The sequence below is a fragment of the Pseudomonas sp. NY15463 genome (assembly GCF_048068415.1).
Classification (GTDB): Bacteria; Pseudomonadota; Gammaproteobacteria; order Pseudomonadales; family Pseudomonadaceae; genus Aquipseudomonas; species Aquipseudomonas mosselii_C.
On record NZ_JBLUQD010000003.1, the window covers coordinates 254,539 to 279,960 of the forward strand.

At 64.2% G+C, this 25,422-nt stretch carries 19 protein-coding genes and 1 pseudogene; 12 read left to right on the forward strand and 8 right to left on the reverse strand.

Features of this window, described 5'->3' with window-relative positions; genetic code table 11:
- Window positions 1-77 precede the first annotated feature (77 nt).
- The gene (locus tag ACNFIC_RS09040; protein ID WP_138220669.1) at window positions 78-308 is read left to right on the forward strand and encodes a DUF1127 domain-containing protein; all 231 of its coding nucleotides are present in this window, start codon (window positions 78-80) and stop codon (window positions 306-308) included.
- Between the two features lie 37 nt (window positions 309-345).
- Here ACNFIC_RS09040 and ACNFIC_RS09045 read toward each other — a convergent pair whose 3' ends face one another.
- Complete coding sequence (locus ACNFIC_RS09045) at window positions 346-1,638, reverse strand: NAD(P)/FAD-dependent oxidoreductase (RefSeq protein WP_138220668.1); 1,293 nt, start codon at window positions 1,636-1,638, stop codon at window positions 346-348.
- Window positions 1,639-1,785: 147 nt separating this feature from the next.
- Here ACNFIC_RS09045 and ACNFIC_RS09050 point away from each other — a divergent pair, with 147 nt between their 5' ends.
- Window positions 1,786-2,139, forward strand: a complete 354-nt coding sequence (locus tag ACNFIC_RS09050) for a YkgJ family cysteine cluster protein (protein ID WP_138220667.1) — start codon at window positions 1,786-1,788, stop codon at window positions 2,137-2,139.
- Between the two features lie 4 nt (window positions 2,140-2,143).
- On the opposite strand, the gene dadR is transcribed toward ACNFIC_RS09050, so the two are convergent.
- Window positions 2,144-2,632 carry a transcriptional regulator DadR gene (dadR, locus tag ACNFIC_RS09055; protein WP_003258963.1) on the reverse strand — a complete coding sequence of 163 codons (489 nt, stop codon included), beginning with the start codon at window positions 2,630-2,632 and terminating at the stop codon, window positions 2,144-2,146.
- A gap of 155 nt (window positions 2,633-2,787) precedes the next feature.
- Between dadR and dadA the strand changes: the two genes are divergently transcribed.
- The 5 genes from dadA (at window position 2,788) to ACNFIC_RS09080 (ending at window position 8,698) form a co-directional block, all read left to right on the forward strand.
- Window positions 2,788-4,089, forward strand: coding sequence for a D-amino acid dehydrogenase (gene dadA, locus ACNFIC_RS09060; RefSeq protein WP_138220666.1), 1,302 nt, complete (start codon window positions 2,788-2,790; stop codon window positions 4,087-4,089).
- A gap of 129 nt (window positions 4,090-4,218) precedes the next feature.
- Window positions 4,219-5,292, forward strand: coding sequence for an alanine racemase (gene alr / locus ACNFIC_RS09065; protein WP_416780840.1), 1,074 nt, complete (start codon window positions 4,219-4,221; stop codon window positions 5,290-5,292).
- 108 nt (window positions 5,293-5,400) lie between these two features.
- Window positions 5,401-5,949, forward strand: coding sequence for a cupin domain-containing protein (locus ACNFIC_RS09070; protein WP_039581939.1), 549 nt, complete (start codon window positions 5,401-5,403; stop codon window positions 5,947-5,949).
- Window positions 5,950-6,103: 154 nt separating this feature from the next.
- On the forward strand, window positions 6,104-6,508 hold the full coding sequence (locus ACNFIC_RS09075; protein ID WP_138220810.1) for a c-type cytochrome: 405 nt from the start codon (window positions 6,104-6,106) through the stop codon (window positions 6,506-6,508).
- 330 nt (window positions 6,509-6,838) lie between these two features.
- A complete protein-coding gene (locus ACNFIC_RS09080; RefSeq protein WP_138220664.1) occupies window positions 6,839-8,698 on the forward strand; it encodes an acetyl-CoA hydrolase/transferase C-terminal domain-containing protein in 1,860 nt (619 codons plus the stop codon).
- 108 nt (window positions 8,699-8,806) lie between these two features.
- Here the strand turns inward: ACNFIC_RS09080 and ACNFIC_RS09085 are convergent, their stop codons facing one another.
- Entirely contained in the window at window positions 8,807-9,379 is a 573-nt protein-coding gene (locus tag ACNFIC_RS09085) for a xanthine phosphoribosyltransferase (protein ID WP_138220663.1), read from the reverse strand.
- 63 nt (window positions 9,380-9,442) lie between these two features.
- Entirely contained in the window at window positions 9,443-11,452 is a 2,010-nt protein-coding gene (gene rep, locus ACNFIC_RS09090) for a DNA helicase Rep (RefSeq protein WP_138220662.1), read from the reverse strand.
- Between the two features lie 470 nt (window positions 11,453-11,922).
- On the opposite strand from rep, the pseudogene ACNFIC_RS09095 reads away from it, so the two are divergent.
- Window positions 11,923-13,451, forward strand: a pseudogene (locus ACNFIC_RS09095) (putative bifunctional diguanylate cyclase/phosphodiesterase); the annotation flags it as partial.
- Window positions 13,452-13,532: 81 nt separating this feature from the next.
- Here the strand turns inward: ACNFIC_RS09095 and ACNFIC_RS09100 are convergent.
- On the reverse strand, window positions 13,533-14,918 hold the full coding sequence (locus tag ACNFIC_RS09100) for a NorM family multidrug efflux MATE transporter (RefSeq protein ID WP_138220660.1): 1,386 nt from the start codon (window positions 14,916-14,918) through the stop codon (window positions 13,533-13,535).
- A 155-nt stretch (window positions 14,919-15,073) separates the two neighbouring features.
- On the opposite strand from ACNFIC_RS09100, the gene ACNFIC_RS09105 reads away from it, so the two are divergent.
- Entirely contained in the window at window positions 15,074-16,003 is a 930-nt protein-coding gene (locus tag ACNFIC_RS09105; RefSeq protein WP_416780841.1) for a LysR substrate-binding domain-containing protein, read from the forward strand.
- A 181-nt stretch (window positions 16,004-16,184) separates the two neighbouring features.
- The gene (locus tag ACNFIC_RS09110) at window positions 16,185-18,092 is read left to right on the forward strand and encodes a methyl-accepting chemotaxis protein (protein WP_138220658.1); all 1,908 of its coding nucleotides are present in this window, start codon (window positions 16,185-16,187) and stop codon (window positions 18,090-18,092) included.
- Window positions 18,093-18,310: 218 nt separating this feature from the next.
- Here the strand turns inward: ACNFIC_RS09110 and ACNFIC_RS09115 are convergent, their stop codons facing one another.
- Window positions 18,311-19,696: a VOC family protein gene (locus tag ACNFIC_RS09115; protein ID WP_416780842.1), complete on the reverse strand. Its 1,386-nt coding sequence runs from the start codon at window positions 19,694-19,696 to the stop codon at window positions 18,311-18,313.
- A 112-nt stretch (window positions 19,697-19,808) separates the two neighbouring features.
- A complete protein-coding gene (locus ACNFIC_RS09120) occupies window positions 19,809-20,699 on the reverse strand; it encodes a LysR family transcriptional regulator (protein ID WP_138220656.1) in 891 nt (296 codons plus the stop codon).
- Between the two features lie 135 nt (window positions 20,700-20,834).
- Here ACNFIC_RS09120 and ACNFIC_RS09125 point away from each other — a divergent pair, with 135 nt between their 5' ends.
- The gene (locus ACNFIC_RS09125) at window positions 20,835-22,325 is read left to right on the forward strand and encodes an aldehyde dehydrogenase family protein (RefSeq protein WP_138220655.1); all 1,491 of its coding nucleotides are present in this window, start codon (window positions 20,835-20,837) and stop codon (window positions 22,323-22,325) included.
- A 137-nt stretch (window positions 22,326-22,462) separates the two neighbouring features.
- Window positions 22,463-23,749 (forward strand): NAD(P)/FAD-dependent oxidoreductase, encoded by a 1,287-nt coding sequence (locus tag ACNFIC_RS09130; RefSeq protein ID WP_416780843.1) that lies wholly within the window; start codon window positions 22,463-22,465, stop codon window positions 23,747-23,749.
- Between the two features lie 75 nt (window positions 23,750-23,824).
- On the opposite strand, the gene ACNFIC_RS09135 is transcribed toward ACNFIC_RS09130, so the two are convergent.
- Complete coding sequence (locus ACNFIC_RS09135; RefSeq protein WP_416780844.1) at window positions 23,825-25,252, reverse strand: mechanosensitive ion channel domain-containing protein; 1,428 nt, start codon at window positions 25,250-25,252, stop codon at window positions 23,825-23,827.
- Between the last annotated feature and the right edge of the window lie 170 nt (window positions 25,253-25,422).

The following is a 25,422-nucleotide window of genomic DNA, read 5'->3' on the forward strand; positions in this document are numbered from 1 at the left end:
GCTGTTGGATCTGTATCGTTCACTGCCTGCGCGGGCAAGCTATCCACACGCTATCGATTGAGTGGGAGAGCACGGTGATGGGGGGTATGAGCGATGTCCGCGTGCAGCTGCTGGCCAAAGAAATGGAGGCCGAGCAACGCACTCGGGTCTACGATCCGTTCGCAGACCTGGGGCGCTGGGGTCTGATGTTGCATCGCTGGCGGACCCGCCGGGCGCTGCTGGAGATGGACGCGCGGCAGTTGCGCGATATTGGCCTGAGCTGGGAGCAGGCGCGGGAGGAGGGCTGCAAGCCGTTCTGGCGGGAATGATTGTAGGAGCGCCCCGGCAAGGCCGCTCCTGCAGGGGTCAGACCAGTTCCTTGAGCCGATACCACAGCATTCCCAGTGCCAGCAGCGGCGAGCGCAGCAGCTTGCCGCCAGGGAAGGTGGTGTGCGGGACCTTGGCAAACAGGTCGAAGCGCCCACCGTGTTGCCCGCAGATAGCCTCGCCGAGTAGTCGCCCGGCGAGGTGCGTGGCGTTGAGGCCATGGCCGGAATAGGCCTGGGCGTAGTACACGTTCGGCTGGCTGGCCAGGCGGCCGATCTGTGGCAGGCGGTTGGCGCCAATACCGATCATGCCACCCCATTGGTAGTCGATGCGCACATCGGCCAGGTGCGGGAAGACCTTGAGCATCTTCGGCCGCATGTAGGCGGCAATGTCCTTCGGGTCGCGCCCGGAGTAGTGGCAGGCACCGCCGAACAGCAGGCGATGGTCTGCCGACAGCCGGTAGTAATCCAGCGCCACCCGCTGGTCGCAGACCGCCATGTTCTGCGGCAGCAACTGGCGCGCACGTTCTTCGCCCAACGGCTCGGTGGCGATGATGTAGCTGCCGGCGGGCAGCACCTTGCCGCCCAGTTCGCGGTTGAGATCGTTGTGGTAGGCGTTGCAGCACAGCACCAGGGTGTTGGCGCGTACCTGGCCCTGGGCGGTGTGCACTTTTACCTGCGGGCCATAGTCGATACGGGTGACTTGCGACTGTTCGAACAGGCGCACGCCCAGCCGGGCAGCTGCAGCGGCTTCGCCAAGGGCCAGGTTGAGCGGATGCAGGTGCCCCGAGCCCATGTCGATCAGACCGCCTGCGTAGCGGTCGGAGCCCACCACGCTGTAGATGTCGTCCTTGGCCACCAGGCGCAAGTCGTGCCGGTAACCGAGGCTGCGCAGGGTCTCTGCCTCCTCGGCGAAGCCTTGCAGTTGCTCCGGCTTGTTGGCTAGGTCGCAGTAACCCCACGTCAGGTCGCAGGCGATGGCATGCCGTGCGACCCGCTCACGCACGATTTCCACAGCTTCCAGCCCCATCAGCTTGAGGCTGCGCACGCCGTCCTCGCCTATCACTGGCAGGAACTGCTCCAGGCCATGGCCAACGCCGCGGATCAGTTGCCCACCGTTGCGCCCGCTGGCGCCCCAGCCCAGCTTGCGCGCTTCGAGCAGGATCACCGACAGGCCGCGTTCGGCCAGCTCGATGGCGGTATTGAGCCCCGAGTAGCCACCACCGACGATGCACACGTCAGCGCTGTGCTCGCCTTGCAGGAACGCGTGGTCCGGGTGTGGCGCGCTGCTGGCGGCGTAGTAGGAGGCGGCGTGCTGCGCGCTGTGGATCATAGGACGGCCATGGAAAGTAAGAAGAGGAGCGAGGATAAGCTGTGCTCTTGCAGGGCGGCAACCCGCTTACCGGGGGCGTGTCCGCTCAGCGGGTTGAGCGGCGAATGAGACTATAATTCGGATCATTTCCTTGCCTTGTATCCCGCCATGTCCTGCAATCGCCACAAGATCCACTTCCTGCGCGAACTCATTCCCTCTTTCGAGTGCGTGCCTGGTTGCCACGACTGCTGCGGCCCGGTCACCACCTCGGCCGAGGAAATGGCGCGCTTGCCACGCAAGACCCAGCAGGAGCAGGAGGCGGCCCTGGAACGTCTGGACTGCGTGCATCTGGGGCCGAACGGCTGCACGGTCTACGAGGAGCGGCCGATGATCTGCCGCCTGTTCGGCACCACCCCGCGCCTGGCCTGCCCACGCGGCAAGGGCCCGGTGCAGCCGATCGACCCGGCGGCCGAGCAACTGGTGCATCAGTTCATCGCCAGCACCCGGCAGGTGCTGGTCTGAACAATCAGTCCGGGATCGGCAGGCAGAGGCTCTCCTTGACCTCTTCCATCACGATGTAGCTCTTCGATTCGCGCACGTGCGGCAGCTTGAGCAGGATGTCGCCCAAAAGCTTGCGGTACGAAGCCATCTCCGAAATGCGCGCTTTCACCAGGTAGTCGAAATCGCCCGATACCAGGTGGCACTCCAGCACATGCGGCAGCTTGAGCACGGCGCGGCGAAATTCCTCGAAGGTGTCGCCAGACTTGTAGTCCAGGCTGATCTCGACGAACACCAGCAGGCTGCCTTTGAGGTGCTGCGGATTCAGGCGGGCGTTATAGCCCATGATGATCCCTTCGCGCTCCAGACGACGTACACGCTCGGTGCATGGTGTGGTGGACAGCCCGACTTTCTCACCCAGTTCAGTGAACGAGATGCGGCCGTCATTCTGCAGGATCCGCAGGATATTGCGGTCGATCTTGTCCAGTTCACGCTTGCTCTGGTGCTGGGTTCTCATAGGGGATGCCGCTCCGTAAAAGGCGTTTTTGCCGAGAATTCTCGCCAAATATAGGCGTTTATATAGTGAATTGCACTGGCCTTGAATTTTTATACTGCGCGCATCTCTGCTCTATCAACAACACAACGCGGCGTGCTGCGTGCGAGGAATAAACGATGCGAGTTCTGGTACTTGGTAGCGGTGTGATTGGTACCGCCAGCGCCTACTACCTGGCCCGGCAAGGTTTCGATGTGACCGTGGTCGATCGTCAGCCGGCGGTAGCCATGGAAACCAGCTTTGCCAACGCCGGCCAGATCTCGCCTGGCTATGCTTCGCCGTGGGCCGCTCCAGGTGTGCCGCTCAAAGCCATCAAGTGGCTGCTCGAACGCCACGCCCCCTTGGCGATCAAGCTCACCGGCGACGTCGATCAATACCTGTGGATGGCGCAGATGCTGCGCAACTGCACCGCCAGCCGCTATGCGGTGAACAAGGAGCGCATGGTGCGTCTGTCCGAGTACAGCCGCGACTGCCTCGACGAGCTGCGCGCCGAAACCGGCATCGCCTACGAGGCTCGTACACTGGGCACCACCCAGCTGTTCCGCACCCAGGCCCAAGTGGATGCCGCAGCCAAGGATATCGCCGTGCTCGAGCAGTCCGGTGTGCCTTACGAGTTGCTCGACCGTGACGCCATTGCCCGTGTGGAGCCCGCCCTGGCCGGGGTCAAGGGTATTCTCGCCGGTGCCCTGCGCCTGCCTAACGACCAGACTGGCGACTGCCAGCTGTTCACCACCAAACTGGCAGAGCTGGCCCTCAAGGAAGGCGTTGAGTTTCGCTTTGGCCAGGACATCCAGCATCTGGAGTTCGCCGGTGATCGGATCAGTGGCGTGTGGATTGATGGCAAGCTGGAAACCGCCGACCGCTACGTACTGGCCTTGGGCAGCTATTCGCCACAAATGCTCAAGCCGCTGGGCATCAAGGCGCCGGTCTACCCGCTCAAGGGCTATTCGCTGACCGTGCCAATCACCAACGCCGACATGGCGCCGACCTCGACCATTCTCGATGAAACCTACAAGGTCGCGATCACCCGCTTCGACAACCGTATTCGTGTAGGCGGCATGGCGGAGATCGCCGGATTCGACCTGTCGTTGAACCCACGTCGGCGCGAAACGCTGGAGATGATCGTCAACGACCTTTATCCTCGCGGCGGCGACCTGAGCCAGGCCAGTTTCTGGACCGGCCTGCGACCGGCTACCCCGGACGGTACTCCGATCGTCGGTGCCACCCGCTACCGCAACCTGTTCCTCAACACCGGTCACGGCACCCTGGGCTGGACCATGGCGTGCGGCTCCGGTCGTCTGCTGGCTGACCTGATCGCGCGCAAGAAGCCGCAGATCAGTGCCGAAGGCCTGGATATTTCCCGCTACGGCAATCAACGGGAAGTGGCCAAGCCAGGTCATACGGCGCCTGCCCACCAGTAACCAGGCACCTGTACCGGCCTCTTCGCGGCTAAAGCTGCTCCCACAGGAAACGCGATCCCTGTGGAAGCGGCTTCAGCCGCGAAGAAGCAAACGCTGTTTTCACCCTGAACCACCAGAAGGCATGCCGTCATGCGCCCCGCCCGCGCCCTGATCGACCTCCAGGCCCTGCGCCACAACTACCGTCTCGCCCGTGAACTGACCGGTGCCAAAGCCCTCGCCGTGGTCAAGGCCGACGCCTATGGCCATGGTGCCGTGCGCTGCGCCCTGGCCCTGGAAACCGCAGCCGACGGTTTTGCGGTGGCCTGCATCGAAGAAGCGCTTGAGCTGCGCGCGGCCGGGATCAAAGCCCCGGTACTGTTGCTCGAAGGCTTCTTCGAGGCCAGCGAACTGGCGCTGATCGCCGAGCACGACCTGTGGTGCGTGGTGCATTCGCTGTGGCAACTCGAAGCCATCGAGAAGACCGCCGTGCACCAGCCACTGACGCTATGGCTGAAGATGGACACCGGTATGCACCGGGTCGGTATCCACCCCAAGGACTACCACGATGCGTATCAACGTCTGCTGGCCAGTGGCAAGGTCTCGCGTATCGTACTGATGAGCCACTTTGCGCGTGCCGACGAGCTTGACGCCGAGGCCACTGCCCAGCAGGTCGCGGTATTCGAGGCTGCGCGCCAGGGCCTGGCGGCCGAGTGCAGCCTGCGCAACTCGCCGGCGGTGCTGGGTTGGCCGACCATCAAGAGCGACTGGGTGCGTCCGGGGATCATGCTGTACGGCGCCAGCCCCTTCGAGGTGGAACAGGCTGCGGCCAGTCGCCTGCAACCGGTGATGACCCTGCAATCGCGCATCATCAGCGTGCGCGAACTGCCGGCCGGCGAGCCAGTGGGTTACGGCGCGACGTTCATCAGCCAACGCCCGACGCGGGTAGGCGTGGTCGCGATGGGTTACGCCGATGGCTACCCACGCCACGCCCCCACCGGCACCTCCATCGTGGTGGCCGGCAAGCGCACCCAGCTGATCGGCAGGGTATCGATGGACATGCTCTGCGTCGATCTCACCGAAGTGCCCGAGGCCACCGTCGGCAGTCCGGTCGAGCTGTGGGGCAAACAGGTGCTGGCCAGTGATGTGGCGACGCAGGCCGGTACGATTGCGTACCAGATCTTCTGCAACCTCAAGCGCGTGCCACGGGACTATATCGGCGAATAACGGGCTGAAGCGGACAGGCTGTGGGGCAGTGTGTTGTAAATACTGAACGGCGTTGCCATCATATCGTTCACACTTTCCCCACCTCGACCGTTTCAGGAGGCTCCCGCTTTGGACGTCGGTGAACGACTGCAAGCCATCCGTAAGCTCAAGGGCCTGTCCCAGCGCGAACTCGCCAAGCGCGCCGGGGTGACCAACAGCACCATCTCGATGATCGAGAAGAACAGCGTGAGCCCTTCGATCAGCTCCCTGCGCAAGGTGCTCAGCGGCATCCCCATGTCCATGGTCGAGTTCTTCTCGGTGGAACTGGCGCCGGAAAGCCCCACGCAGATCGTCTACAAGGCCCACGAGCTGATCGACATTTCCGACGGCGCGGTGACCATGAAGCTGGTCGGCAAGTCGCATCCCAACCGCGCCATCGCCTTTCTCAACGAGGTGTATCCGCCCGGTGCCGATACCGGTGAAGAGATGCTCACCCACGACGGTGAAGAGACCGGCATCTTGCTCGAAGGCCGCCTTGAGCTGGTGGTGGGCACCGAGACGTTCCTGCTCGAAGCCGGCGACAGCTACTACTTCGAAAGTACCCGCCCGCATCGCTTTCGCAACCCTTTCGACGAGCCAGCACGGCTGATCAGCGCGGCGACACCGTCGAACTTTTGATCCAGCGCAGTGCAATGACGCGTCAATACCCATTCTCGAAGTGGGGTCGTTTCACGCCTTCCGGGTAGCCGCTATACTTTTCAACGCTCGCAATTCCGTGGCCGCGGGCGTGATTAGCCACCATGAGGGTGTTCGCGTGAACCAAATCAAGAAGATGCTGGCCGTACCAGCAGCCGTAGTCGCCCTATGGGCAATGAGCGCAACCGCAGCGACCAATGATGACATCGCCAAGCGCCTGGAACCGGTCGGCCAGGTGTGTGTCCAGGGCCAGGAATGCAAGGGCATGGAAGTGGCGGCCTCCGCAGGCGGCGGTGGCGCCAAGACGCCCGACGAAATCATTGCCAAGCACTGCAACGCCTGCCATGGCAGCGGCCTGCTGGGCGCGCCGAAGATCGGCGACACCGCAGCCTGGAAAGAACGCGCCGACCATCAGGGCGGCCTGGACGGTATCCTGGCCAAGGCCATTACCGGCATCAACGCCATGCCACCCAAGGGCACCTGCGCGGATTGCTCGGATGACGACCTCAAAGGCGCAATCAAGAAAATGTCGGGGCTGTGAGCCACGCCTGAATTACCCAGGGCCCGCCTTTGATGGCGGGCTTTGTTTTTGGGTAGCCTGTTCGGACCTCTTCGCGGGTAAATCGGGGCGCCGAAACGCCGCTCCCACAGGGTACGCGGCGCGCTTGCGAAATCAGTTCTCTGCGCGACAGCGCAGCCCAAAGGGCTGGGTAATCTCCCACAGGGACTTCGCAGGGCTGAAACCTGTGCTGAACCTGTGGGAGCGGCGGTTCGGCGCCCCGATTTACCCGCGAAAGGGCCGGCCCAGGCAACCAACCCGCCTGACCCCATGTCCAACCCCCTGAACCCACGGACGACTCAGGAGGTCCCCATGCACCTCTGCTCCATCGACTTGGCCGTCGAGCAGGCCTTGGCCCGCCTGCCTGCGCACATCCACATGGGCCTGCCCTTGGGCCTGGGCAAACCCAATGCGTTCGTCAACGCCCTCTACGCACGCATCCGCGAGTTGCCCGACCGCCGGTTGACGATCTATACCGCGTTGTCCCTCGGCCGCCCAGCTTTGGGCGATGGCTTGCAGCGGCGTTTCCTGGAGCCCTTCGTCGAGCGCGTGTACGCCGACTACGAAGAGCTCACCTACGTCACCGACCTGCTGCACGACCGCCTGCCGGCCAACGTCCGCGTCGAGCAGTTCTTCATGCAGCCCGGCAGCCTACTGCACAGCCACGCTGCGCAGCAGGACTACGTCAGCAGTAACTACAGCCACGCCGCGCGCGACATCAATGCCAAGGGCCTGAACCTGGTCGCCCAGCTGGTGGCCGCCGATCCGCAGCGCCCCAACCACCTGAGCCTGGCCTGCAACCCCGACATCACCCTCGACCTGCTGCCAATGATCGAAAAGCGCCGCGCGGCGGGCGAAACCATCTTGCTGCTTGGCCAGGTGCACAGCGAACTGCCCTACATGCCGGGGGATTCGGAGCTGGCGCTGGATGACTTCGACCTGTTGATCGATCAACCCGAACAGCGCCGGTTGTTTTCCACCCCGAACCTGCCGGTGTCGACCCAGGATCACTGCATCGGCCTGCACGCCAGCACCCTGGTACGCGACGGCGGCACTCTGCAGATCGGCATCGGCGCCATGGGCGATGCCGTGGCGGCGGCGCTGCTGGCGCGCCAGGCTGACAATGCCGGCTACCGGGCGCTGCTCGACGAACTGGACGTTGACCCGTGGCAGGCGCTGATCGAGCGCGAGGGCGGGCTGGATACGTTCGCTCAAGGGCTGTACGGCTGTAGCGAGATGTTCGTCAACGGCCTGCTGGCGCTGGCCGAAGCCGGCGTGGTGCGGCGCCCGGCAGACGAGCAGGGGGTGGTGGTGCATGGTGGCTTCTTCCTGGGCCCACGGGCGTTCTACCAGCGCCTGCGCGAGATGCCGTTCGAGCAGCGCGCGCAGTTCGCCATGACCCGCATCAGCTTCATCAACGAGCTGTACGGGCAGGAGGAATTGAAACGCCGCCAGCGCCGCGACGCGCGTTTCGTCAACACGGTATTTGGCATGACCCTGCTCGGTGCGGGTGTCGCAGACCAGCTGGAAGATGGCCGGGTGCTCAGCGGTGTGGGCGGGCAGTACAACTTCGTTGCCCAGGGGCATGCGCTGGAAGGCGGACGCTCGGTATTGCTGCTGCGCAGTTGGCGCGAGGCCGCAGGCCTGGTGACGTCCAACCTGTTCTGGCGCTACGGCCACTGCACCATCCCGCGTCATCTGCGCGATATCGTCATCACCGAATACGGCATCGCCGATCTGCGCGGGCAGACTGACAGCGAGTGCATCGCCCGCTTGCTGGCGATCTGCGATTCACGCTTTCAGGGCGAACTCATGGAAAAAGCCAAGGCGGCGGGCAAGCTGGCCGAGGATTTCGAGCTGGATGAGCGCTACACCGACAACACCCCAGAGCGGCTGGAGGCGATACGTGCGCGGCATGCCCGGTTGTTCCCGGAGTATCCGCTGGGCAGTGACTTCACGGTTGAGGAGCGCGACTTGCTGCGCGCGCTGAACTGGCTGAAGAGCAAGTTCAAGCTGAGCGAGGTGCTGGAGTTGGGCAAGGCGGCGTTGGACGCGCCGGCGCCCGAGGCCTATGCCGCGCAGTTGGCGCGCATGGGGCTGGGGCAGCCGCAGGGGCTGAAGGAAGAACTGTACCAGCGCTTGCTGCTGGCGGGGCTTGAGGCTACTCGGTGACACAGGGATTCACGGGACCCTGTGGGAGCGGGTTTACCCGCGAATGCGATGGTGAATTCGATATCGCATTCGCGGGCAAGCCCGCTCTCACAGGATAGGTGCGTGGCCTTACTCGATGAAGGTCACCACACCGCCTTCCAGCGACTTCACCCGGGCCAGCGACTCAACGCGATAGCCCTGGCTGTCCAGCTCGGCACGGCCGCCCTGGAACGACTTCTCGATGACGATACCCAGGCCTGCCACGGTGGCGCCGGCCTGCTTGATGATCGAGATCAGCGCCTGCGATGCCTTGCCGTTGGCCAGGAAGTCGTCGATCACCAGTACGCGGTCGCTGCTGTTGAGGTGACGCGGCGAGACCGCCACGGTGTTCTCGGTCTGCTTGGTGAAGGAATACACCGAAGCGCTCAGCAGATTCTCGGTCAGGGTCAGCGACTGGTGCTTGCGGGCGAAGATCACCGGCACACCGAGCTTCAGGCCGGTCATGACCGCCGGAGCGATACCGGAGGCTTCGATGGTGACGATCTTGGTCACGCCGGAGTCCGCGAACAGGCGGGCGAACTCGTCACCGATCAGTTGCATCAGCGCAGGGTCGATCTGATGGTTGAGAAACGCATCGACTTTGAGAACCTGATCGGAAAGCACGATGCCTTCTTCGCGAATCTTCTGCTGCAGTGCTTCCACTGTGTATCTCCGATGTAACAAGCATGGCCGCTGAATGCGGCAAGGTTAAAGAGTAAGGGTTGATCAGCGTTTGAGCATCGCCCGGATGTCGGCCAGCGCGTTGTTGCCACGGGCGGCCTTGACCTCCACCGGTGCGTCATCCAGGCCTTCCCAGGCGAGGTCGTCCGGCGGCAATTCGTCGAGGAAGCGGCTGGGGGTGCAGTCGATGATTTCGCCGTACTGCTTGCGCTTTGCGGCAAAGGTGAAGGCCAGGGTCTGGCGTGCGCGGGTGATGCCCACGTAGGCCAGGCGGCGTTCTTCCTCGATGGTGTCGGCCTCGATGCTCGAGCGGTGGGGGAGGATCTCCTCCTCCATGCCCATGATGAACACGTAGGGGAATTCCAGGCCCTTGGAGGCATGCAGGGTCATCATCTGCACGCCTTCGGCGTTCTCTTCCTCTTCCTGCTGGCGCTCGAGCATGTCGCGCAACACCAGCTTGCCGATGGCGTCCTCGATGGTCATGTCACCCTCTTCATCTTTTTCGAGGGTGTTCTTCAGCGCCTCGACCAGGAACCAGACGTTGCTGATGCGGAACTCCGCCGCCTTGTCGCTGGCGGTCTGCTGGCGGATCCAGTTCTCGTAGTCGATGTCGCGGATCATCTCGTGCAGCGCGGCGATCGGGTCTTCCAGGGCGACTTTGTGGCGCACCCCGTCCAGCCAGTGCTTGAAGCGTTGCAGGCGCTCGGTGTAGCGGGCGTCGAGGTGCTCGCCCAGGCCCAGCTCGTCGCTGGCGGCGTACATCGAGATACCGCGCTCGGTGGAATAGTTACCGAGCTTTTCCAGGGTGGTCGAGCCGATCTCGCGGCGCGGCACGTTGATCACCCGCAGATAGGCGTTGTCGTCGTCCGGGTTCACCAACAGGCGCAGGTAGGCCATTAGGTCCTTGACCTCCTGGCGCCCGAAGAAGCTGTTGCCGCCCGACAGGCGATACGGCACCTGATGGTGTTGCAGCTTCAGCTCGATCAGTTTGGCCTGGTAGTTGCCCCGGTAGAGGATGGCGAAGTCGCTGTACGGCCGGTTGGTGCGCAGGTGCAGGGTGAGGATTTCCATGGCCACGCGTTCGGCTTCGGCTTCCTCGTTCTTGCAGCGGATCACGCGGATCTCGTCGCCCACGCCCATTTCGCTCCACAGTTGCTTTTCGAAGGCGTGGGGGTTGTTGGCGATCAGCACGTTGGCGCAGCGCAGGATGCGGCTGGTGGAGCGGTAGTTCTGCTCCAGCATGACGATTTTCAAGGACGGGTAGTCTTCCTTGAGCAGCATCAAGTTCTCGGGGCGCGCACCGCGCCAGGCGTAGATCGACTGGTCGTCGTCGCCCACCACGGTGAACTGGTTGCGCATGCCGATCAGCATCTTCACCAGCAGGTACTGGCTGGCGTTGGTGTCCTGGTATTCGTCCACCAGCAAATAGCGTACGCGGTTCTGCCAGCGTTCGAGCACGTCGGGGTGTTCCTGGAACAGCTTGACCGGTTGCAGGATCAGGTCGTCGAAGTCCACCGCGTTGAACGCCTTGAGCGTGCGCTGGTAGTGGGTGTAGACGATGGCAGCGGTCTGCTCGCGTGGGTTGCGGGCTTTTTCCAGGGCCTCGGGTGGCAGGATCAGGTCGTTCTTCCAGGCACCGATCATATTCTTGATCTCGTCGATGCCGTCGTCGCCGGAGTATTCCTTCTGCATGATGTCCGACAGCAACGCCTTGATATCGGACTCATCGAAGATCGAGAAACCTGGCTTGTAGCCCAGTCGCTCATGCTCCCGGCGGATGATGTTCAGCCCCAGGTTGTGGAAGGTACACACCGTCAGGCCGCGGCCTTCACCCGGACGCAGCAGGGTGGCGACCCGCTCCTTCATCTCGCGCGCCGCCTTGTTGGTGAAGGTCATGGCGACGATGTACTGGGCACGAATGCCGCAGTTCTGGATGAGGTGGGCAATCTTGCGCGTGATCACGCTGGTCTTGCCGGAGCCGGCACCGGCGAGCACCAAAAGAGGGCCGCCGACGTAGTCACGGGCTTCCTGTTGCCGGGGGTTGAGTCGGGACATGCTAGAAACCGGGGGTCACCAGAAAATAGCCGCGCATTCTAGCAGGCATGGGCCGGTTATGGCGTGACCGTCTGACGCGAGAGTCAACGTTTTGCACGAATCCTGCCTGACGCCTGGCAGGCTTGCGCCCAAACGCCGAAATCCCGTTTGCCGGTTGCGTCGGTTTCGCGCAGGATGCACGTCAAAATACGTCGGGTACAGGCCAGAGATGGGCCATGACTAAAAGTGAAAATCATTTTCACTTGTGCGGTAGGATAGACCGCGTCCCTCGTTCTACCGTCCATGTCTAAGGAGCCTGCTTGTCCACGCCCGCCGACCCCCTGCGTTTGCTGCTGTTGGCCGATGAGCCTGAGTGGGCCGCGAGCCTGCGCGAGTGCCTGCAGCCGATGGCTGGCAGCGTGGTGCTACTGACCGCGCCGAACTGGGCTGCGGTGGACAGCCTGTTCGCCAATGACCGCCAGGCCGTGGTGCTGTCCACGCCTGCACTGCAACCCGCGCCGGGGCGCTGCGAGTTGCCGACTATCCTGCTGCTGGAGCACGAGCCCGGCACCGCGCCGGTTGGTGTCAGCGACTGGCTGGTGCGGGCGCAACTGAGCAGCGACACCCTGCGCCGCTCCCTGCGCCATGTACGCGAGCGCGGTGTGCTGGTGGCCACGTTGCAGCGCCTGGCCGAGCAAGATCCGCTCACCGGCATCGCCAACCGCCAGGGTTTCCACGCTTTGCTGACGGCGCGCCTGGCCGAGAACGAAGGTCGCGGCCTGGCCCTCGGCCACCTCGATCTGGACAACTTCCGTCACGTCAATGACGCCCTCGGTCATCAGGGCGGCGATCGCCTGATCTTGCAAGTGGTGGCACGCTTGCAGAAGCAGCTGGAGGCTGGCGATCAGTTGGCGCGCCTGGGCAGCGACGAGTTCGCCTTGCTGATCGACACCCGGCGTGACGCCAATCGTGCCGAGTGGCTGGCCGAGCGCATCGTCGAGGCCCTGGCCGAACCCTACTGGATCGACGGCGAGAGCTTGCTGCTCGGTTGCAGCCTGGGGCTGGCCCACGCTCGCGCCCAGGCCGGTGCCGACCCACTGATGTGGCATGCGCACATTGCCATGCGCCAGGCCAAGGGTAGCCAGGGCTGCACCTTCCACGTGTTCAACGAGCGCATCAACCGTAACGCACGCAGCCTCGCCGACCTGGAAAGCGAGCTGCGCCGCGCCCTGCGCCGTGATGAGCTGGAACTGCACTACCAGCCACGCCTGAACCTCGCCGATGGCCAGATCGTCGGCCTGGAGGCGCTGGTGCGCTGGAACCACCCCGAACGTGGCTTGCTGCCGCCCAGCGAGTTCGTGCCGCTGGCCGAGCAGAGCGGGCTGATCGTGCCGTTGGGCTACTGGGTGATCTGCCGCGCGTTGCGCGACATGCAGTCGCTGCGCGAGCATGGCCTGGCCCCCCTGCACATGGCGGTGAACCTGAGCTTCCGCCAGTTCCAGGACAGCCAGTTGCTGGCCACCCTGAGCCGGTTGATCATCGAGCACGAGGTAGATGCGCGCTGGCTGGAGTTCGAACTGACCGAAACCGCCGTGATGCGCCGCAACGAAGTGGTGCGCCAGACCATGGACGCCCTGGGGCGGCTGGGCGTGCGCTTCTCGCTAGACGACTTCGGCACCGGATTTTCCTCGTTCGTGCACCTGAACAGCTTGCCGATCACCTTGCTCAAGGTCGACCGCAGCTTCGTCGCCGGCATGGAGCAGCGCGAAGAAAACCGCAAGCTGGTGCATGCGATGATCAACCTGGCCCACAACCTCAACCTGGAAGTGGTGGCAGAAGGGGTCGAGAGCGATGAGCAGATGGCTTTGCTGCATGCTTTCGGCTGTGACCAGGTGCAGGGCTTCCTAGTCAGCCGGCCGCTACCGGTGGCTGAGTTGATCGAGTACCTGTTGCAGGCCCCAAAGCCAAAGCTAGCGGACGTCCTGTAGGAGCGGCCTTGTGTCGCGAATGGGGCGCGTAGCGGCCCCAGGATATCAGTCCCATGCACGATCGTCGGGGCCGCTTCGCAGCCCATTCGCGACACAAGGCCGCTCCTACAGGGTTACGTGGTGACGGCGGCTTCGATGCCGCCTGCCTTGCCGATCATGCGCTTCATCCGCCACTCGAAGGCAAAGGTCAGCGCTACCGATGCACACGCCAGCCCCAACGCCAGTCCCCACCAGATGCCCTGCGCCCCACCGCCTAGATTGAACGCGAACAGCCATGCAGCCGGCGCGCCCACCAGCCAATAGCACACCGCGCCGATCAGGAAGGTCGTGCGTGCATCCTTGAGCCCGCGGATAGAGCCCATGGCGATGGTCTGCACGCCATCGAACAGCTCGAACCAGGCCGCTACCATCAACAGTTGCACCGCCAGCTGGAAGATCGCCGCGAAGGCCGGATCATGCCGGTCCACCAGCAACGCCACCAGTGGCTCGGGCAGCAGTAGGAACAGCGCTGCGAAGCCCAGCATCAGCGTGGCGCCAAAGCTGATCCCCACCCGTCCGGCGCTGCGCGCTGCCAGCAGGTTGCCCGCGCCGTAGTACAGCCCGACGCGCATCGTCACCGCGTAGGAAAGCCCGGTCGGCACCATGAACGCAGTGGAGACGATCTGCAGGGCGATCTGGTGCGCGGCAAGCTCGGTGCTGCCCAGCACGCCCATGCACAGCGCGGCGAAGGCGAACAGGCCGACCTCGACCATATAGGTTCCGCCGATCGGTAGCCCCAGACGCCACAGTTCACGTAGCGCCGGCAGCGAGGGCCGCGACAGGCCCTTGCGCAGCGGGTAGTCGGTGTAGGCCGGGTGCCAGCGGATGTACAGCGCCAAGGCGATGGCCATGCCCATCGAGACCACGGCGGTGACCAGCCCGATGCCCAGCAGTCCCAGGCTGGGTAGGCCAAACAAGCCTTCGATCAGCGCATGGTTGAGCACGTAGTTGAGCACCGTACCCACCAGGCTGATGACCATTACTGGTGTCGAGCGCCCCAGGGCGCTGGTGAAGCCGCGCAGGGCCATGAAGGTCAGGTAGCCGGGCAGGGCCAGCGGCAGCAGGGTGAGGAACTGCATGGCCGAGTCGACGTTCTCGGGCTTTTGCCCGAACAGCAGCAAGGCGGGCTTGAGATTCCACAGCACCAGCGCTGCCGCCAAGGCCAGGCCCCAGGCCAGCCACAGGCCGTTCTGCGCCAGGCGCGTGGCGCCGACGGTGTCGTTGGCGCCCTTGCGGATCGCCACCAGTGTGCCGACCGCCGCGATGATACCCAGGCAGAAGATCGACACGAACGAATAGCTGGCCGCACCCAACCCCCCCCCGGCAAGGGCCTGGGGGCTGATGCGGGCCATCATCAAGGTGTCGGTGAGCACCATCAGCATGTGCGCCAACTGCGAGGCGATCAGCGGCCCGGCCAGGCGCAGCAAAGCCTTGAGTTCGGTAGTAGGCGCAACGTGCATGGAGGCGATCCTTGTGCAGGGTACTGAGGGCGAGCGCTCGATTCTGAGGCCTCGGTCAACTTTGCACAAAAGGATAAAAGCGATCACTCACATGAGTTTGACTCATGCCTGTATGCTCTGATCTACCTCCTTGGCCCCCGCATCATAGGTAACTCATGTCTCGCCAGCTTCCCCCGCTCTATGCGTTGCGCGCATTCGAAGCCGCTGCCCGGCTGAGCTCTTTCACTCGCGCCGGCGACGAGCTGTCGATCACCCAGAGCGCGGTCAGCCGACATATCCGCACCCTGGAGGAGCACTTCGCCTGCAAGCTGTTCGTGCGCAACGGCCGTAGCCTGCAACTCACCGAGGCCGCACGTATGCTGTTGCCGGGTGTGCGCGACGGCTTCGCCGCGCTGGAGCGGGCGTGCGAAGCATTGCGCGGCGAAGACGACATCTTGCGTATGAAGGCGCCCTCGACGTTGACCATGCGCTGGCTGCTCGCCCGCCTGAGCCGCTTTCGGCATCTGCAGCCGGGCAACGAAGTGCAACTGACCAGCGCCTGGATGGACGTCGACCATGTCGACTTCAACCAGGAACCTTTCGATTGCGCGGTGTTACTCAGCGACGGCGTGTTTCCGGCTGATTGGGAGGTGCGTCGTTTGTTCGCCGAGTTGCTGATCCCGGTGGGCGCGCCTGACCTGCTGGACGATGCGCCTTGGGATGCGCGGCGCCTGGCGGCTGTCGAGCTGCTACATCCTACCCCCGACAAGCGCGACTGGCGTGCCTGGCTGGCGCGCATGGGGCTGCTGGACGCCGTGTCGCTCAAGGGGGGGCAGGTGTTCGATACCTTGGAGCTGGGCATGATCGCCGCCGCTCGGGGATATGGCATTTCCATGGGCGACCTGCTGATGGTGGCCGAGGATGTTGCCCAGCGCCGGCTGAGCTTGCCCTGGCCAACGGCGGTGCCCAGTGGTCTGGACTACTACCTGGTCTGGCCGCGCACCCGACCTGGTGGGGAGCGGCTGGGACGCTTGAGTCTGTTCTTGCAGCAAGAGGCGGCGGCGGTGGATTTACCCGCTGTGCAGGTGTTGTCGGCGCAGGCCTGATAGCGTTGACGCTGCCGCACGTCGCAAAGGTTTGCGAATACCCTCGTCCGACGCTCAAGTATTCATTTGCGCCGCCGATTCACTAGCACAAGCATCCCCGAAGAGGATGCGATTTCCCGTCGATAATCCGCGGGCGGTCAGTGTGATCAGGATGATCCCGGCCTTCTGCCAGGAGCTTTCCATGTCTCAACCGCGTGCCCGAATCGCCTCGCAGCTCGGGATCGCCCTCGCCGTCGTGCTGGCGCTGGTGATTTCCGGCAGTACCTTGTTCGCCCTGCGTTCGCTGGATGACGCCAACCTCGCCACTCGCCAGAAACACCTGGGCAGTGAGGCGCGGTTGCTGGCCGACCAGCTCGACACCTTCCACGGTTCGCTCAAGGACAACACCCAGCGCCTGAGCGGCTTGTTCGAGCGCCGTTTCGCCACGGGCCTGTCCTTGCACGCGGACGAAACGGTCAATGTGGCCGGCACCGCGACGCCCGCGCTCTACCTGGGCGAGCACCTGCTGAACAACGATTTCCAGCAGGTCGACGAATTCCAGCAGATGACCGCCGGTGTCGCCACGGTGTTCGTGCGCAGCGGCGATGACTTCGTGCGCATCAGCACCAGCCTGACCAAGCAGGATGGCAGCCGCGCCATTGGCACCCAGCTCGATCGCCAGCACCCGGCCTACGGCAAGTTGATGGCCGGGCAGACCTACGTCGGTCGGGCCGTCTTGTTCGAACGCAACTACATGACCCGCTACGTACCGGTGCGTGATGCTGCGGGCCGCGTGATCGCGGTACTGTTTGTCGGTTTCGACTACACCGATGCGCAGAACACCCAGTTTGCCAACCTCAAACGTTTCCGCATCGGCCAGACCGGCTCTTTGGCGATCCGTGACGAAAAGGACCAATGGTTGGTGGCACCCGCCAATGCCGACCAGGACCTGTTCAGCGTCAGCGCGCCGTTCGCCGAGGGCCCGTGGACCGTGGTGGCCAGCATGCCGAAGGCGGAAATTCGCGAAGTGACTTGGAGCGTGGGCTTGCGCCTGGCCATCGGCAGCCTGCTGGCGATGCTGCTGGCCGTGGCCGCCACGCATTGGTTGCTGCGGCGCAAGCTGCGTCCGCTGGGCGACCTGGTGCGTCAGGCCGAGGCCTTGGGAGCTGGCGACCTGAACGCTCGCCTGAACGTCACCAGCCATGACGAGATCGGCCAACTGGCGCGCAGTTTCAACACGATGGGCGATGCGCTGTCGACCATGGTCGAGCACATTCGCAGCGCCTCCGAGCAGGTCAGCGGTCGTGCGCGCTCGTTGGCCGGATTGTCTTCGGGGGCGTGCGAAGGCATGGAGCAGCAGTCAGGCGAGATCACCAGCATGGCCGGCGCGGTGGAGGAGTTCAGCGCCACTTCGATGAACATCGCCGACAATATGGCCGGAACCGAGCGCATGGCTCGCGACAACGCCCAGCAGACCCGCATCGGGCGCAGCGCCATGGACGAGGCTTCGGCCTCGCTCAAGCAGATCGCCGAAGCGCTGGGCGGCACCGCCACGGTAATGGATACCCTCGGTGCACGTTCCCAGGAAATCGGCGGAATTGTCGGTACGATCACCGCCATTGCCGAGCAAACCAACTTATTGGCACTCAACGCGGCCATCGAGGCGGCGCGCGCCGGTGAGCAGGGGCGTGGGTTTGCCGTGGTTGCCGATGAGGTCCGTGGACTGGCGGCGCGCACCCGCCAGGCCACCGATGAAATCTCGGGCATGATCGCCAGCATTCAGCAGCAGACCGGCCATGCCATCAGCACCCTGGAGCAGGGCAACAAGCTGATGCAGGAAGGCTTGGTGCGTAACGACAAAGTGGCCGAGGCACTGGCGCGCATCGACGAGCAGAGCCGCACCGCAGGCGAGCAGTTCGCCGTCATCAGCACTGCCACCCAAGAGCAGAGCAGCACCGCGACGGTGCTCAGTCGCAACTTGCAGAGCATCGCCCACGCCAACAGTGAACAACGCGATGTGGCCAACGAGCTGGCCAATACCGCGCGTGAGCTGGAAGGGCTGGCGGGGCAGTTGCGCCAGGAAGTGGATCGGTTCCGGGTGGGGCGTTAAGGGCTGAGGCTGTTGTTAGTTGTACTGGTCTATTCGCGGGCAAGCCCGCTCCCACAGGGACCGCACATTCCTCAGGTTGGGCGAAATCCTGTGGGAGATCACCCAGCCCTTTGGGCTGCGCTGTCGCGCAGAGAACTGATTTCGCAAGCGCGCCGCGTACCCTGTGGGAGCGGGCTTGCCCGCGAATAGGCCGGCACAGCCCCCGTCGCTCATGAGCCTTAAATCGCCCCCAAACCCAACGCCTGCGCACACGCCTGCTTCGAGCGCTGCTCGCTCTGCGCATACAACGCCAGCTCATCCTGCACCGTGAGCCCAAGCGCCGCTTCGAAAGCCTCGCGGTTGGCGTTGCTGCCGTACTCGGCCTGTCCCTCGTCGCCCAGGTTGGACTGGAAGATTCCCGCCGCGCTGACCGGCAGGAAGTCTTCGTACACCAACGCCTCGTAATGCACGTGTCCGGCATCGATCAGCCCTTGCAGGCTGCTGGGGCGATCTGCCTGGCCACGGGCGGCCAGGCCTTTTTCGGTGGCGAAGTAACGGAAGTAGGCCAGTTCTTGTTCGCGCATCTGCGCCAGGTCATCGGGGAATGCTTCGAATTGCGCGGCGAGCAGTGTGCTGTAGCGCTCGGCGTTCGCCTCCGTCGGCGCTCCACCCAAGGCTGCGCGGGTGGCATCGAGCAGGCGGTCGTACAGCAGGCGGCCCTTGGGCGTCAGCGCCGCCCCGCGTTGTTCGATTTCGCCGAAGCGTGCGGTGTGGCTGCCTTGCGCATCACTGAAGGCGACGTTCTCCTGCAACGCCTTGAAGCTGGTCTGGCGCAGCAAGATGGCGTGACGGCGGGTGGGCGGGCCTTCGACCACGGCCTTGGGCGGGATACCCTTGGCTGGCATCCCGCGCTGGATCGCATCGATGTCCAAGGTGCGCGGGGTGAGGTGGTTGATGTGCGGTCCCTTGAACGCGACCACGTCGGCGATCAGGCGATGCTGGTCGTGCAATTGCTGGTACTGCTCGGCGCTCACCGTGGCGTCCTGGTGCCAGCGGAAGGTGTGCAAGGCCTCCTGCACGAAGGTTGTCGCGTCGCTGGCGGTCAGGCCGCCGTCGCGCTCGCTCTGGGCGATCAGTTCCAGCACCCGTGGGGTGAAAATCTGGCGCTGCGCCAGAATGCCCTGGGCCAGTTCGCGCAGTTGGGGGTTGTCGATCAGTTCCAGGCGCAGCAACGAGGTGAACACGCGGAACGGGCTGATGTGCAGCGACTGCTCGTGCACCGCGCGGAACGCGGTGGAGTGCACCGGCACGCCAGCTGAGCTGAGGTCGTAATAGCCGACCGGCTGCATGCCCATCACCGCGAACAGGCGGGCGATGGTGGCCAGCTCCTGGGCCGTACCGACACGGATGGCGCCGTGGCGCTCATGGTCGAGGCGTTCGATCTCGCCGGTCCAGCGCAACGCCTGGGCAACCTCGGGCTGCTGCTGCATCACCTGCTGGTTGATTTCGCTCACCAGCTCAAGCAGCGTGCCGTACAGGGGCACTTCCTGTTTGTACATGAGCGACATGGCGGCAGAGAACTGCGCGCGGATGCTGTCGGGGCTGACGAAATCGAGGGCGGGCATCGCAAGCTTCCTGGTTGGTTTTGGATCGTTACATGAAAGCTGGGAATGCACTTTGCTCACAAGCGAAAAAAAGTGGGTCATTCATTCCTTTTTTGATCGATCTTGCGGGCCCTCACGCGGGCAGTTGTTCCTTGACCCAGTCCACCAACGCCCGCACCTTCGGCACTTCTGCCGCATGCTCTGCATAGGCCAGGTAATGCGCGCCACTGCTCGGCATCGCATGCTCCCAGGCCACTACCAGGCTGCCCTCGGCCAGTTCCTTGGCTACCAGGTAGCGTGGCACCAGCGCCACCCCGCAGCCGGTCTGCGCCGCACTCAGCGCCATATAAAACGTGTCGAAGCGCGGCCCGTGGTAGCTGTTGTCGGTGTGTAGCCCTTGGTCGAGGAACCACTCGTGCCAGGCTTCCGGCCGCGAGGTGCTTTGCAGCAGCACCTGTTCGGCCACCTCGGCGGCCCCGGTGAGACGGCGGCCTTGCAGCAGCTCCGGGGCGCACACCGGCAGCACCTCCTCACCGAACAGCGCCACGCAGGTAGCCCCCGGCCAGGTGCCCTGGCCGTAGAAGAACACCACGTCGGCCGAGCCTTGCAGCAAGGCGAATGGCTCCATTTCGTTGCGGATATCCAGGTGGATGTTCGGGTGGCGCTTGCCGAAGCCCTTGAGGTGCGGAATCAACCAGCGCACGCCGAAACTCGGTTGAGTGGCTACTTTCAAGACTTCGGTCTGGGCGCCGTAAGTGAGGACGTAGCGGCTCGACATGTCGACCTGGGTAAGGATCTTGTTGACCTCGGCCAGGTACAAGGCTCCGGCAGGCGTCAGTTGCAGGCGCCGGCGAATGCGCAGGAACAGGTGATGGCGCAGCATCTCCTCCAGCTGCGCCACCTGCTTGCTCACCGCGCTCTGGGTCAGGTGCAGCTCTTCAGCGGCACGGGTGAAGCTCAAATGGCGGGCTGCGGCCTCGAAGCACTGCAGGGCGGTCATGGAGGGCACCAGGCGTTTGGACATAAGAGATCTCTGTGAGCAAGTCATTACCTGGTGGAATGATATGCGGAATAAAGGTCGTTTGTTGCACCTGTGTAATCGGATTAATACTGACCCACGTCATTTTCCAACCCTTCACGCGATGAAAGGAGAAGCACAATGGTTGCTGCATTGCTCGAGCGCCTTGGCGTTGCCGCCGCGGCTCACACCCAGGGCGACTACCCTGTCCATACCCCGATCGACGGCAGCCAGATCGCCTCGGTGAAACTGCTCGGCAAGGCCGAGACCATTACCTGCATCGACCAGGCGCAGCAGGCCTTCGAGGCCTGGCGCAGCGTGCCGGCCCCGCGCCGTGGCGAATTGGTGCGTCTGTTCGGTGAAGTGCTGCGTGAACACAAGGCCGACCTCGGCGAGCTGGTGTCGATCGAAGCCGGCAAGATCACCCAGGAAGGTCTGGGCGAAGTGCAAGAAATGATCGACATCTGCGACTTCGCCGTCGGCCTGTCGCGCCAGCTATACGGCCTGACCATCGCCTCCGAGCGTCCAGGCCACCACATGCGTGAAACCTGGCATCCGCTGGGCGTGGTCGGGGTGATCAGTGCCTTCAACTTCCCGGTGGCGGTGTGGGCGTGGAACACTGCGCTGGCCCTGGTGGCGGGTAACTCGGTGGTGTGGAAGCCGTCCGAGAAGACGCCGCTTACCGCCCTGGCGTGTCAGGCACTGTTCGAGAAAGCCCTGAAAGCCTTCGGTGATGCACCTGCCGGGCTGAGCCAACTGGTCATCGGTGGCCGTGAAGCCGGTGAAGCCCTGGTGGATGATCCGCGCGTGCCGCTGGTCAGCGCCACTGGCAGCACCCGCATGGGCCGTGAAGTGGGTCCGCGTGTGGCCGCGCGTTTCGGTCGCAGCATTTTGGAACTGGGCGGCAACAACGCCATGATCCTGGCTCCGAGCGCCGACCTGGACCTGGCCGTGCGCGGCATCCTGTTCTCGGCGGTCGGGACCGCTGGCCAGCGTTGCACCACCCTGCGTCGCCTGATCGTGCACCGCTCGATCAAGGATGAAGTGGTTGCCCGTGTCAAAGCCGCCTATGGCAAGGTGCGTATCGGCGATCCACGCAAGGACAACCTGGTTGGCCCGCTTATCGACAAGCTGTCGTTCGATGCCATGCAGGGTGCGCTGGCCAAGGCGCGTGACGAAGGCGGTCAGGTGTTCGGTGGCGAGCGTCAGTTGGTCGAGCAGTATCCGAACGCCTACTACGTGTCCCCGGCCATCGCCGAAATGCCAGCACAGAGCGACGTGGTGCGCCACGAAACCTTCGCCCCGATCCTCTACGTGCTGGCTTACGATGACTTCGAAGAGGCCCTGCGCCTGAACAACGAAGTGCCGCAAGGCCTGTCGTCGTGCATTTTCACCACCGACATCCGCGAGGCCGAGCGTTTCCAGAGCGCCTCGGGCAGCGACTGCGGCATCGCCAACGTCAACATTGGCACCAGCGGAGCCGAGATCGGCGGGGCGTTCGGTGGCGAGAAGGAAACGGGCGGTGGCCGTGAGTCGGGTTCGGACGCATGGAAAGGCTACATGCGCCGGCAAACCAACACCGTGAACTACTCGCGCGAGTTGCCGCTGGCGCAGGGCATCGTGTTCGATTGATGGATCGCAGGCGGGGGCGTTGCCCCCGTTTCGCGGCACAAGGCCGCTCCTACAGATTGCTCGCAATTTCCTGTAGGCCTTGTGCCGCGATTGGGCCGCATAGCGGCCCCAACAAGAACAATCGCTGGAGCCGGGCCATGTCCGAACTGCGTCAAGAATGTCTGTGGGAACACGTCACCCAGCCGAGCGTCGCCGCCCAGGCCCTGGCCGGTGAGTACAAGGCCGATGTCTGCGTGATCGGCGGTGGTATCACCGGCCTTTCGGCGGCGATCCACCTGCTCGAACAGGGCAAGTCGGTGATTTTGTTGGAAGCCTGGAAGATCGGCCATGGTGGTTCGGGGCGCAACGTCGGCTTGGTCAACGCAGGCACCTGGATCCGCCCCGACGACGTCGAGGCCACCCTCGGCCAGCAGCAAGGCAGCCGCCTGAACAAGGTGCTTGGCCAAGCACCGGGCGAGGTGTTCGCGCTGATCGAACGGCTAGGCATCGACTGCCAGGCACAACACAAAGGCACCCTACACATGGCGCACAACGCCACGGGCATCGCCGACCTTGAAGCCCGCCACCAGCAATGGTCGCGCCGTGGCGCCGACGTCGAGCTGCTGACCGGTGCGCGCTGCCAGGAATACTGCGGTACCCAAAAGATTTCCGCCGCGCTGCTTGACCGCCGCGCGGGCACCATCAACCCCATGGGCTACACCCAAGGGCTGGCCGCTGCCGTGACCCGGCTAGGCGGCAAGCTGTTCCAGCAATCGGTGGTCGAAGGCCTCGAGCGTGACGGCGACGCCTGGCGGGTGAAGACCGCCGCTGGCGCGGTGCGTGCCGACAAGGTGGTGATCTCTACCGGGGCCTACACCGAAGGCGACTGGAGCAGCCTGCAAAAGCATTTCTTCCGCGGCTACTACTACCAGGTCGCCTCCAAACCCCTGCACGGCGCCGCTGCCGACAAAGTGCTCGCGCATGGCCAGGGTTCGTGGGACACCCGCACCGTGCTCAGCAGTATCCGCCGTGACGACCAGGGCCGCCTGTTGCTCGGCAGCCTCGGGCGAGTCGATAACAAGCCGGCGTGGTTCGTGCGCAGCTGGGCTGACCGTATCCAACGCCACTACTACCCCGAGTTGGGCAAGGTCGAGTGGGAGATGCACTGGACCGGCTGCATCGACTTTACCCCCGACCATCTGATGCGTCTGTTCGAGCCCGCCCCGGGGCTGGTGGCGGTGACCGGCTACAACGGCCGGGGCAATACCACTGGCACGGTGATTGGCCGGGCGTTTGCCGAGTTCTTGCTCAAGGACGACCCAGACAGCCTGCCGCTGCCGTTCTCGCCGATGAAGCCGGTGAGTGCACCGACCCTGCGCACGGCGTTCTACGAGTCGGGGTTCTCGCTGTATCACGCAGGGCAGTGCCTGCGCGTCGTTCTGTAACCGCATTGGCGCGGTCTGTGGAGCGGCCTTGCCGGTCCGGTGTCCCGGCAAGGCCGCTCACAGGGCGTTGGCTGGCTACTTGTGCAACCAGCTCAGGAAGCCACCCTTCTTCACTTGCGCGGGCTTTTGCAGCAATAGCGACGCGCGGCTTTGCTGGCGGAAGCGTTGCAGCTTCACCAACGCCGTCTGCACGTCGCCGCGTTGCTCCAGGCAACTGCGTACCTGCTCCTTCTCGATGCGGTACAGCAGGCAACTGGTGAGGGTACGAAACTCCACCAGAGATTGGTCTTCGTCCACCAGCCCCTCGATCCCCAGCACCTCGCCGGGCCCCATGCGCCCGGCCTCCAGCAGCGTGTCGCCGTTACGCACCGAGGCCTGGACCACACCGCTGCCGATCACCAGCAAGTGCTCGGCGTTGTCGCCGATACCGAGGATCACCTGGTCGGCCAGGTACTCCACTGCCGTCATGCGCTGGCTCAGGGCGTCGCGCTCTTCACTGCTGAGCGAGCGGAATACCCGCACGTCGTCGAGCAGCTCGCGCTGGCGGCTGCGTGGCGGCAGGCCAAGGTCGACGTTCCACATCACCCCACTGGCTTCCAGGTGACGGTGGGCCAGGTCGAACAGCTGGTTGCGCACCTCGGTCTTGCGCGCCGCATCGGCGACGAAGCCGCTGGCCTCGTACTCTACCGACTCCAGCGTCGAGGCCTTGACCGAGACCTTCGGTGCGGGTGAGGCGAGCAGCGCGCTGGTGCCTTGCAGGGCCTTTTCCAGGGCATCGAATACCCGCTTGGGCCGCACCTTGGCCGGCACCACCACGCTGATGGCCACGCCGTGGCGGTCGGCCGGGCGGCTGTGGTTGAGCAGGCGCGCCTTGGCCGCCACCGAGTTGGGGATCACCGCCAGGCTGCCGGTACCGGTAATCAGGCGTGTGGCGCGCCAGTCGATATCCACCACCTTGCCTTCGGTGCCGTCGATGGAGATCGAATCACCGATCTGATAGGGCCGTGTGGTGTTGAGCACGATGCCGCTAAACACATCGCTCAGGGTGCTTTGCAGCGCCAGGCCGATGACGATGGCCATCACCCCCGAGGTGGCCAGCAGGCCCTTGACCGGCAACTGCATCACATAGGCCGCTGCGGCGACTACGGCGGCAAGGAAAATCAGCGCGCCGAGCACATCTTGCAGCAGGCGCCCGCCGTGGCTGCCTCGAGCGACCAGCAGCAGGCCGAACACCACAGTCACCGTGCGCGCGGCAAACAGCCACCAGGCGATCTCCAGCACCGTGGCCATCAGGTTGCGCGCCACGTCGTCGGCCCACGGCGGTGGTTGCAATGGGCTCATGCCAGCAGCCAGCAGCACAGCGCTGAACAACAGGAAGATCACCAACCGCGTGGCGATGCGCCAGGCGCGCCTTTGGAGTGGGATCAGTTGCCATAGCAACAGGTCGAGCAGGAGCAGGAAAAAGCCGAGCAGCAACGGGTAGGACTGGATGAGCGCCAGCATGGAAGTCTCGGGGTGAGGGGAGGGCTGGTGGGTAGTAATAGAGCAGGTTGAGGGGGCAGGCAATCAGTTCTAGCGCTTTGCGCAGGATCCCACGCCCCCTGTGGGAGCGGGCTTGCCCGCGAAGAAGCCAGCACCGATCCAGCGTTCACAAAATAGAACGCTAAAGCCAA